The organism is Acinetobacter sp. ANC 4973, assembly GCF_002135275.1.
Lineage (GTDB): Bacteria > Pseudomonadota > Gammaproteobacteria > Pseudomonadales > Moraxellaceae > Acinetobacter > Acinetobacter kyonggiensis.
In genome coordinates this window covers 20,046-30,702 of sequence record NZ_NEGM01000023.1, presented here as the reverse complement: position 1 = coordinate 30,702, position 10,657 = coordinate 20,046, and the positions used below count along the sequence as shown (strand labels likewise).

General features: G+C 37.6%; 8 protein-coding genes. 5 read left to right on the top strand and 3 right to left on the bottom strand.

What is annotated here, in order from left to right; genetic code table 11:
* From B9T30_RS15590 to pcaD, 3 genes are all read left to right on the top strand, one after another.
* A partial coding sequence (locus tag B9T30_RS15590) for a CoA-transferase (RefSeq protein ID WP_319830020.1) occupies positions 1–324 on the top strand: 324 nt, incomplete at its 5' end.
* A gap of 169 nt (positions 325–493) precedes the next feature.
* Positions 494–1,696 (top strand): 3-oxoadipyl-CoA thiolase, encoded by a 1,203-nt coding sequence (gene pcaF / locus B9T30_RS15585; RefSeq protein ID WP_086185808.1) that lies wholly within the window; start codon positions 494–496, stop codon positions 1,694–1,696.
* Positions 1,697–1,772: 76 nt separating this feature from the next.
* A complete protein-coding gene (gene pcaD, locus B9T30_RS15580; RefSeq protein ID WP_086185807.1) occupies positions 1,773–2,549 on the top strand; it encodes a 3-oxoadipate enol-lactonase in 777 nt (258 codons plus the stop codon).
* Between the two features lie 558 nt (positions 2,550–3,107).
* Here pcaD and B9T30_RS15575 read toward each other — a convergent pair.
* Positions 3,108–4,277, bottom strand: a complete 1,170-nt coding sequence (locus B9T30_RS15575) for a thiolase family protein (RefSeq protein ID WP_086185806.1) — start codon at positions 4,275–4,277, stop codon at positions 3,108–3,110.
* A 480-nt stretch (positions 4,278–4,757) separates the two neighbouring features.
* Between B9T30_RS15575 and B9T30_RS15570 the strand changes: the two genes are divergently transcribed.
* Positions 4,758–5,366 carry a TetR/AcrR family transcriptional regulator gene (locus B9T30_RS15570; protein ID WP_004649124.1) on the top strand — a complete coding sequence of 203 codons (609 nt, stop codon included), beginning with the start codon at positions 4,758–4,760 and terminating at the stop codon, positions 5,364–5,366.
* Positions 5,367–5,473: 107 nt separating this feature from the next.
* Here the strand turns inward: B9T30_RS15570 and B9T30_RS15565 are convergent, their stop codons facing one another.
* Positions 5,474–6,409 (bottom strand): LysR family transcriptional regulator, encoded by a 936-nt coding sequence (locus B9T30_RS15565; RefSeq protein WP_086185805.1) that lies wholly within the window; start codon positions 6,407–6,409, stop codon positions 5,474–5,476.
* 362 nt (positions 6,410–6,771) lie between these two features.
* Positions 6,772–7,770: a cysteine synthase A gene (gene cysK, locus B9T30_RS15560; protein ID WP_086185804.1), complete on the bottom strand. Its 999-nt coding sequence runs from the start codon at positions 7,768–7,770 to the stop codon at positions 6,772–6,774.
* Positions 7,771–8,036: 266 nt separating this feature from the next.
* Between cysK and plsB the strand changes: the two genes are divergently transcribed.
* Positions 8,037–10,535: a glycerol-3-phosphate 1-O-acyltransferase PlsB gene (plsB, locus tag B9T30_RS15555; protein WP_086185803.1), complete on the top strand. Its 2,499-nt coding sequence runs from the start codon at positions 8,037–8,039 to the stop codon at positions 10,533–10,535.
* Positions 10,536–10,657: the final 122 nt, after the last annotated feature.

The following is a 10,657-nucleotide window of genomic DNA, read 5'->3' as shown; positions in this document are numbered from 1 at the left end:
GTGGCTGAAAATGGTGACTTAGCCAATTGGCATACGGGTGCACCAGATGCCATTCCTGCGGTGGGTGGTGCCATGGACTTAGCAGTAGGTGCGAAAAAAGTCTTTATCACCACTGACCATGTCACTAAAAAAGGTGAACCGAAGATTGTCGCCGAACTGGCTTATCCCGCCACTGGTTTAAAATGTGTCGATCGTATTTATACCGACCTCTGTGTGATTGATGTCACGGCTGAGGGTATGCAAGTGATTGAAAAAGTGGACGGTTTAAGCTTTGCAGAATTGCAGGCGATGACGGGTGCGAAACTGGTTGATGTGACTGTTTAACCTTTTAGAAATCCAGAAGTTCCAAATTACTTGAGATCATACCTATTAAGTTAATAACGGAAGTTCCTTCTCCCTCAGGGAGAAGGTTAGGATGAGGGGATTTATAAAGCATCCTCTCCCTAACCCTCTCCTTCAAAGGAGAGGGAATTCTGTGAGCTGAGAATCAAACATGAAAAATGCTTATATTATCGATGCTATTCGTACTCCCTTTGGTCGCTATGCTGGTGGTCTCGCTGCTATCCGTGCCGATGATTTAGGTGCATTACCCATTAAAGCGCTGATGCAACGTAATCCATCGGTGAACTGGGAATTGGTGGATGACATTATTTATGGTTGTGCCAACCAAGCCGGTGAAGACAACCGTAATGTCGGTCGTATGTCTGCACTGCTTGCAGGTGTGCCGTATCAAGTGCCGGCCACCACAGTGAATCGTTTATGTGGTTCATCACTGGATGCGATTGCCATGGCCGCGCGTGCCATTAAAGCCGGTGAAGCAGATTTAATCATTGCTGGTGGTGTAGAAAGCATGAGCCGTGCGCCTTTGGTGATGGGTAAGTCTGAAACTGCTTTTGGTCGTGCGCAGAAACTTGAAGACACCACCATGGGCTGGCGCTTTATCAATCCGAAACTCAAAGAGCTGTATGGTGTCGAAACCATGCCGCAAACCGCTGAGAATGTGGCAGCACAATTCAATATTAATCGTGCCGATCAAGATCAGTTTGCGCTTAGCAGTCAACAACGTACCGCCAATGCGCAAGCGCGTGGTTTCTTTGAACAAGAAATTATTCCTGTATCCATTCCACAGCGTAAAGGCGAGCCTGTGGTGATTGCTCAGGATGAACATCCACGTGCCACCACACTAGAAGCCTTAACCAAGCTGAAACCTGTGGTAAAAGCTGACGGTACAGTGACGGCGGGCAATGCTTCGGGCATCAATGATGGTGCAGCCGCGCTTTTAATCGCATCGGATGATGCGATTACACAGTACGGCTTAAAAGCACGTGCCAAAATTATTGCTGCAACGTCTGTCGGTGTTGAACCTCGCATCATGGGCTTTGCACCGGCACCAGCAATCAAAAAACTCTTGGCGCAAACAGGTTTAACCCTTGAGCAGATGGACGTGATTGAACTGAATGAAGCCTTTGCCGCACAGGCTTTGGCCGTCACACGTGATTTAGGCATCAAAAATGGTTCGACACAGGTCAATCCGAATGGGGGTGCAATTGCTTTGGGTCATCCACTGGGTGCATCGGGTGCGCGTTTGGTCACCACAGCACTGAACCAACTTGAAGCCACGGGCGGAACATACGCTTTGTGTTCAATGTGTATTGGCGTCGGGCAAGGTATCGCCCTCATTATTCAACGGGTTTAACACATCATAACTATTTAAGATATTTCCCCTCCCTTTTTTAAAGGGTGAGAATTATTGCTTCGCAAGGAGGGATTTTATGCCAACATTTATTTCAAATGATGCAACTATTAATTACGCCACGTTTGGTGATGCGAATAAACCTGCAATCATCTTTTCAAATTCGCTCGGTACTAATTATGGGATGTGGCAACAGCAATTTAATCATTTTAAAAATGATTACTTTGTGATTTGCTATGACACACGGGGTCATGGTGCATCTACTGCACCGCAAGGTCCTTATAGCATTGAACAATTGGGTCAAGATGTAGTGAATTTACTTGATCATTTAAATATTGAAAAAGCAACATTTTGTGGTATTTCCATGGGTGGCCTAACAGGTCAATGGCTTGCCATCCATCATCCACAACGTTTTAACCATGTGATTGTCTGTAACACTGCTGCAAAAATTGGTCAAGAAAATGCTTGGCAAGAACGTGCAGCATTGGTTCGTGAGCAAGGTTTAGCACCCATTGCGTCCACAGCAGCATCACGTTGGTTTACCCTTCCCTTTATCCAAAGCCAAGCAACAATTGTGGAAACGCTGAGTAACGACCTCGCAGCTAGCAGCGCAGAAGGTTATGCAAATTGTTGTGAAGCTTTGGCTAAAGCGGACCTCCGTGAACAACTCAAGGACATCACTGTTCCAGTCTTGATTGTTGCAGGTATACAAGACCCTGTAACGACGCTTACAGATGGTCAATTTATGTTGGATCGTATTCCTCATGCCCAAATCTTTGAAATCAATGCCTCGCATATTTCAAATATTGAATGTCCAAATGAGTTTAATCAAGCAGTTCAGCGCTTTATTGCTTAACATAAAAATCAAATGCTTAAGCCTCACTTATTTGTAGTAATACTTTTCACTTAAGAGTAATTCAATGATTACTCATTTAAAAATCTCCCCTAACCCCTCTTTGAAAAAGAGGGGAACTATCGAGAATTTAAAATAATTTTATATTCTTGAAACTCCCTCCTTTGAAAAGGATGAGAAACACTGTTTCGCAAGGGGAGGATTTAAAAATGCTTCAGTGAACAGCATTGCACTTATTTGTGGGGCTTTTACATTATCACTATTCAAAAATCACATTGCTGAATATACAAAAGCATAAACAATCAGAACCCTCAGTATTCATTTAGCAGAAAAAGCCTGCAACCAATACACAATATTCTAAAACTTTTACCCCATTCATGGCTGGACATTAAACTTAGAATAAGAGCAATGCCCTCTTTGGCTAAGCAAATAGGCTCTACATTATTTCCATTTAAAAAATCTCAAAATAAATATAATTTTGCCATCATTTCAATAGGCTGAAACGATGGCATTTATTGCTTATCTAATATGTTGCTTATTTACGTTATGAATAGAAAATTTTTAGATCAATTCAACTGCAATTGCGGTTGCTTCACCACCGCCAATACATAATGCTGCAATACCTTTTTGACCACCAGTACGTTTTAATGCATGAATTAATGTCACAATAATACGCGAACCTGACGAACCCAATGGATGTCCTAGTGAGCAAGCGCCACCATTCACATTGACTTTGCTTGGATCTAAATTGAAGGCATCAATGGCTGCCATCGTCACCATTGCAAAAGCTTCATTAATTTCCCAAAGATCAACATCCGTCGCAGTCCAACCTGTCTGTTTCAAGACTTTCTCAATCGCACCCACTGGAGCAATAGTAAATTCAGAAGGATGTTGGGAGTTACTTGCATAAGCGACAACTTTTGCAATCGGTTCAAGACCGCGTTCAGCTGCAATATCACTTGAAGTTACAACCAGTGCAGATGCACCATCACTGATTGAACTGGCATTCGCAGCAGTAATCGTACCGTCTTTTTTGAAAGCTGGACGTAAAGTTGGAATTTTATCTGCTTTGGCATTAAGAGGTTGTTCATCTTGCTCAACAATGACATCACCCTTACGACCAGATACCGTTACAGGAACAATTTCGGCTTTGAAATAACCATTATGAATTGCAGTCACTGCTTTATTTAAAGAGCTGATCGCAAAACTATCTTGTTGTTCGCGGGTATACCCTTTTTGATCTGCCATGTCTTGTGCAAGTACGCCCATAGAAAGACCTGTTTCAGCATCTTCTAAGCCTTCTTGGAACATATGATCTATGATTTTACCATGTCCCATACGGTAACCTGCACGTGCTTTCTCAAGTAAATATGGTGCATTACTCATAGATTCCATGCCCCCTGCAACTACAATTTGTGCAGAACCGGCTTTAATCGCATCAGCAGCTTGCATAACCGCTTTCATACCTGAACCACAAATTTTATTGATGGTGGTTGCACCAGTAGCATCAGGTAAACCTGCCTGACGCATGGCTTGACGTGCTGGACCTTGTTTTAAACCCGCAGGCAGAACACAACCAAAAATCACTTCATCAATATCCGATGGCTGTAAGCCTGAACGCGCAACCACTTCTTTAATGGCAACAGCACCTAAGTCGGGCGCTGTACATGAAGATAGTGATCCTTGAAAACCACCCATTGCAGTACGAACTGCATTGACAATAACAATCATTTTTTCATCCTAATTTCTAAATTTTGTTGTTTAACATGAACTCTAAATTTGAAAGACATAACCCTATGTGTTCAAAATTGAGAATATATCCATTCGAATAATGCTTGAATAAAATATCTTTTCTATAAATGACATTGAATTGAATGATTCATCATCAAACCTCACCGTTAAATAGCTAACTGGAAGACTGCCTGATCAGAATATTCATCTCTTTGCATTTACTCAGTGAATCTATTTTTTAGTGTAAAAAGACAATAAAATAATTATTCCTTAATTGGAATTTTATTGATGATTATTGACCTCTAAAGTTCTCATTGATTGACTTTTAATTATGGCTATGCAGTTGATAGAACTTGTCAAAATGAAATATTGATTTAAAATATTAATTGCCAGTCATACTCGACAATGGTGGAATACTTATTGCTATTTTATATAGTATATAGTCACCTCGCTTTTTAATGTCTTTTTGGGACAATTGCAATGAATACAGTACGCCAACAAAATTTTCTATTACGTAAAGAGAAAATTTTAGCCATGGCAGAAACGCTGTTGCTAGATAACAATCAAGATATTACGCTTGGAGAACTTGCCTCTGAACTTGATATTGCCAAGGGTACAATTTATAAGCATTTTAAAAGTAAAAATCAGCTTTATTTAGAACTGATTATTTTAAATGAAAGAAAATTATTAGAAATTTCAAAAAAATATAAAAACAATATTAAAACCTATGTTTCTCAATACATGCTTTACAACATGCTCAATTCTAACCGCACCATTTTATTACATGTCATTGAAGACCGCTTGACCAATAACGAAAAAAAATTAAAAGAATTATTTGAAGAGTTATATCAAGTACGAGAAGAACGGATTATTGAAATTAAAGACATGACGGATGAATATCTAAAATCTTTAGATAGCGCTATGTCTATTCGCGATTATTTATCTTATGTCTGGACAGTGACTTATGGTGCGTCTTTATTGCTCAATTCAACGCATTATCAAAAATCAATTGGTTCACGAGAACGCTTAATCAAACTCTATATTAATCAAGCGCTCATGACACCAGATAAAATATCTTCCGTGGGTTAAGCCTTGTTTCAATCGAAAAGTGATTGGCATAAATACCAATCACTTTTCCATCCCGATAATTTAAATGATGTAAGTAATCAAACTCTAAACTCTATCTTATGGTTTACTTATTGCTGAATAATGCCATAGTTTGAACCATCTAAATCATTCATTTGACTGAATAATTCATAACACATCTGGCGCAACCATTGATGGCTGGTTTTATGATGACACGACATATGCCAATATTGTTTTACGGCATAGGTTGGAAAGGTAATTGGGGCATCAAAAATTTGTAAATTACCACGTGACAATAAAACTTCGCTTAAATAATAAGGCACCGTCGCAATGGCATCTGTTTCCTGAACCACCAATCCGACCCCTAAATAGCTCGGCAGCCGCATTAAAATATTACGTTTTAATTCTAAATTTAACAGTTCATTTTCAATATGATAATGCCCAAATCCCGCATCAATATCGATATGTGACTCACTTAAATATTGTTCAATCGTCAAATTATTACTGTTGAGTCGAGGGTGGTTTTTTGAAGCAATAACCACGTAATATTGTTCAAATAATTTTTGTTGATAAAAACCATTTTCCAAATTTGGCAAAAAGCCAATAGCTAAATCAATTTCACCATTAGCCATCTGATAACTGGTTTCAGAGGTAATACCACGAACATTTAAACGAATATGTGAAGCATGTTTTTTTAAATACTGGGAAATTTTAGGCAATAGAACCAAATGTGATACATCGGTCATGGCAATGGTAAATTTCTGCTGTGAAGTCGATTGGTCAAAATTAATGGTAAAATTATTAATAATTTCAACCTTACTCAGCGCTTCACTGACCAAAGGAAAAAGTTGTTTCGAAAGTTCGGTTGGAACCATCTCATTACCGATCCTTAAAAAAAGAGGATCGTTATAATGTTGTCTGATTTTATTCAGAATGTTACTTACTGTCGGTTGACTCATCGACAAATATTCAGCTGCAAGCGAAACACTTTTATATTTATAAATATACAAAAAAACACTGAGTAATTTACAGTCAAGCTCAAACACTAATCGAAATCCTACTATTTTCTATATGTAACGGTGATACATCATCGACTTTTTTAGACAAATTTCCAATGTCCATTTATTCCGAATATGCTGTGTCAGCGAAATTAAATGATGATTCATATTATAAATGAATAACGATAGACAAAAATAGACTTTTTGCATGCAACATTTTTCGATTGCTGGTCAACATTTATAAAGTCTAACTTAATAATTGAACATTTAGAGCATTGTGAATTTAGGAATCTAGTATGTGTATTACACATTTCTCAGCACTATAAAAATAATGATGCAATCGGTTTGACTTAAAGCTGAGTTTTTCAGGTTTAAGTCAAACATTCGAACGATGAGCTAAAAACTACAGCTTATTCAGCAGAAATATCTTCAAATAATACAGAAGACAAATAGCGCTCACCGGCATCGGGGAAAATCACCACAATGGTTTTTCCAGCATTTTCAGGGCGTGCTGCTAATTCAGCCGCGGCTGCCATTGCCGCACCACTTGAAATACCCACCAAAATGCCTTCCTGCGTTGCTATTTTACGCGCCCATTCAATGGCTTTAGCACCCTCAATCGCAATCACTTCATCGACTAAATCTAAATCTAGATTTTTAGGAATAAAGTTCGCACCAATGCCTTGAATTTTATGTGGCCCAGGAGTCAATGCTTCACCACGTTTGGTTTGCCCAATAATTGGTGATTCAGCCGGTTCAACTGCAACTGAATAAAGCGGTTGATTTTTTACTTGCTCAAAATAGCGAGAAATACCTGTAATCGTACCGCCCGTACCTACGCCAGCAACTAAAATATCAACCTTACCGCCTGTCGCTTCCCAAATTTCTGGGCCAGTTGTTTGCTCATGAATTTTAGGATTGGCTGGGTTTTCAAATTGTTGCGGTAAATAATATAAATCAGGTTGTTCAGTGGCTAAACGAACCGCTTCATCGACAGCACCTTTCATGCCTTTTGCAGGTTCAGTCAGCACCAAGTTTGCACCAAAGGCCTTTAACACTTTACGACGTTCAATACTCATACTTGCAGGCATGGTTAAAGTAATCGCATAACCTTTTGCAGCAGCAACAAATGCAAGTGCAATCCCCGTATTGCCACTGGTTGGTTCTACAATATGCATACCTGATTTAAGTAACCCTTTTTCTTCAGCGTCTGCAATTAAAGCTGCACCAATACGGCATTTCACAGAAAAAGCAGGATTACGACTTTCAATTTTAGCCAATACTGTAGCAGGTGACGAAATTGAACGATTAATCCGAATTAATGGCGTGTTGCCAATCGCTTCAGCATTATTGCTATAAACCGCAATACCTAAATTTTTTGGTGTTGGAAAAGCAGAATCTGTACTCATTTTAACTCCATTGAGCGATTTTTGATTTTAAAGTCATGGATTCATCATAAGCCATTTATACATTGAAGATAAGCTTTTCTAATTCAATTTTGATGCAACTTTACTGGCTTATTTAAATCTAAAAATAAAAAAACTGTCGATCATCAGCGTTCAAATTTTCTTACCTAGTTACAACTTAAATGACTTATTTGTCATCAATAATATTTGTATTTATTCATGTTATTGCACACAATATCATTCAAATGAAAACTAATTTAGGGAATACGATGTCTAATAAGGGTTATAGCCGATTCTATCGCCAATTTACGCAAAAACTCCTAGATAAGATCGTCACTCCTCAAGTCTTAGGCAACACCACCGAATTAGAAAAAAATATAGAAAACCAATTCGAGAAAAAATTAATCTGCTATGTGTTGCAAGATTCATCGCTCAGTAACACGGTATTAATCGACACCGAAGCCAAAGCACGAAAACTACCTTCTGTTTTTGCCCCTTTAATGATTCAAGAATTTCAAGAAGAAGATTCAATACTGGCATTGAACATGCCTAGCTCAAAAAGTGAGGCTTACCATTATTCGGCAAAATTGATTCGAATGATTGAAGTCTTAGAAAAATATCCTGAATACGATATTGAACTTGTGCCTGTGACTGTTTTATGGGGACGTTCACCTGAATATGAAGACTCTTGGTTTAAGGCCTTATTTTCTGATGCTTGGTCTACCCCATCCAAATTAAAACAAGCCTTGAATATTTCCTTATATGGTCGTGAAAACTACATTGAATTTCATAAACCAATTTCACTTAAAGCCGCAATTGAAAAAGCCAAAACTGAGCGTCCGAACTTTTCTCCTGCGCATTCTATTGTCAAAGAACTCAATTCAAATTTTAATAAATACAAAGAAGCCATTTTAGGCCCCGACTTATCAGACCGTCGCAATCTCATTAATAAATTAATGAAAACTGAAACGGTTCAAGATGCAATTCGCAAAGAAAGTATTGACCATAAAATTAGTATGTTTGAAGCAGAAAATCGTGCCAAAGGTTATTTAACTGAAGTGGTTTCTGATTTTTCCTATTCAACTTTACGTTTTGCTGAAATTGCGCTCACCAAGTTATGGACGCAGCTATATGATGGTATTGAAGTGCATAATTTCGATACCGTTCGAGAATTAGCCAAGGACTATGAGATTGTCTATACGCCTTGTCATCGCAGTCATATCGACTACTTACTGCTTTCTTATGTGATTTTCAATCGCGGCTTAATGGTTCCGCATATTGCAGCAGGTATTAACTTAAATCTACCTGTAGTCGGGCAAATCATGCGTGGTGCTGGCGCTTATTTTATTCGTCGAACCTTTAGTGGAAATGAATTATATACTTCTGTTTTTAAAGAATATTTACACAGTCTTTTATCACGAAACACACCGTTAGAATACTTTATTGAAGGTGGACGTTCACGTACGGGGCTACTTTTACCCCCCAAAAAAGGCATGCTGTCGATGACAGTGCAAAGCCATTTACGTGGTGCAACCAAACCGATTGCTTTTATTCCAACCTATTTTGGCTATGAAAAGTTGATTGAAGGTACGTCTTACTTAAATGAATTGAATGGTAAACCAAAGGAAGCCGAATCGATTTGGGGCATTTTAAGTTCAGCACGTAAAATTGAAAAAATCTTTGGTCAAGTCCATGTCAATTTTGGCGAACCCATTTTTCTCGATCAAGTTTTAACAGCCAATCATGCTGATCAGATTAAATTAAATATTCATGATGAATTGCCACAACCCGTCATTCAAACCGTAGACCAAGTGGCAAATTCAATTTTAGAAAACATTAATAAAGCTGTTGTGGTCAACCCGATTTCCTTAATCTCACTTATTTTATTAAATACAGAAAATCATGCTTTAAACGAAAATGATTTAATCTCGCAAATTGAACAGTATCGTTATTTACTCAATGACGTAAAATATGATCCAAGAATGATGATGACTGAGTTATCTACTGTTGAGATTATTCAATATGCCATCAAGTTAAAACAAGTTGAATCTGTTAGCCAAAATAATGAAAACTGGATTCGTGTTGCCGAAAGCCAAAGAATTTTACTCAGTTATTTTAGTAACAATATCCTGCATTGTTTTATTCTTCCAGCATTAGTTGCCATGCTGATTCAGTCTTATAAAAAAGTCTCATGTCATTATTTAATTGACACCATCAAAAATATGTATCCTTATTTTAAAGAAGAGTTCTTCTTAAAATGGAATCTAGATGAATTAGAAAATGAAATTGGTTCAATTATAAATAGTCTGGAACATTTAGGCTGGATTATTCTTCAAGATAATACTGTTTCAATGACATTAGATGAACACGTACAAAGTAAGCTTTTATCACTAGCACATTTATCAAGTGCTAGCCTGAATAATATGCTCATCATTTCAGCATTACTGCAACAATACGCTCCAGCTCAATCGTTGACGCTCAAAGAGTTAGAAAACATGAGCAAAGCTGTACTACAAAAACTCGTTCAAACGCAAAAAATTCAATCTGGTTATTATTTTGATAGTGCGACCTTAAAAAGCTTTATTTCTGTCCTTAAACAAAATAGCCTATTGAGTGTTAAAGAGGATTGTCTGGTAATTAGTGATGATTTTGAAGAAAAAATATCAGCTATTTTTAGTTGGTATGATTCTGAAATGCGTCAAGCAATAATTACAGCATTGCACTTTACTGAAAAAGAATTAAAAGGATTTAAACAATTCAATAAATAATCATCAGCTCATAATATTTTGCACCAGTATAAGGCATTTATCTTAAATTAAATGCCTTATTTTAATTGATATAAGAATATTTGATATTTATGTTCATTAAAAAGAATTGAAAATATGACTTT

Bases quoted from the DNA above. Each gene is read 5' to 3' on its own strand.
- pcaF (WP_086185808.1), top strand. From the start codon at position 494: ATGAAAAATGCTTATATTATCGATGCTATTCGTACTCCCTTTGGTCGC.
- pcaD (WP_086185807.1), top strand. From the start codon at position 1,773: ATGCCAACATTTATTTCAAATGATGCAACTATTAATTACGCCACGTTT.
- B9T30_RS15575 (WP_086185806.1), bottom strand. From the start codon at position 4,277: ATGATTGTTATTGTCAATGCAGTTCGTACTGCAATGGGTGGTTTTCAA.
- B9T30_RS15570 (WP_004649124.1), top strand. From the start codon at position 4,758: ATGAATACAGTACGCCAACAAAATTTTCTATTACGTAAAGAGAAAATT.
- cysK (WP_086185804.1), bottom strand. From the start codon at position 7,770: ATGAGTACAGATTCTGCTTTTCCAACACCAAAAAATTTAGGTATTGCG.
- plsB (WP_086185803.1), top strand. From the start codon at position 8,037: ATGTCTAATAAGGGTTATAGCCGATTCTATCGCCAATTTACGCAAAAA.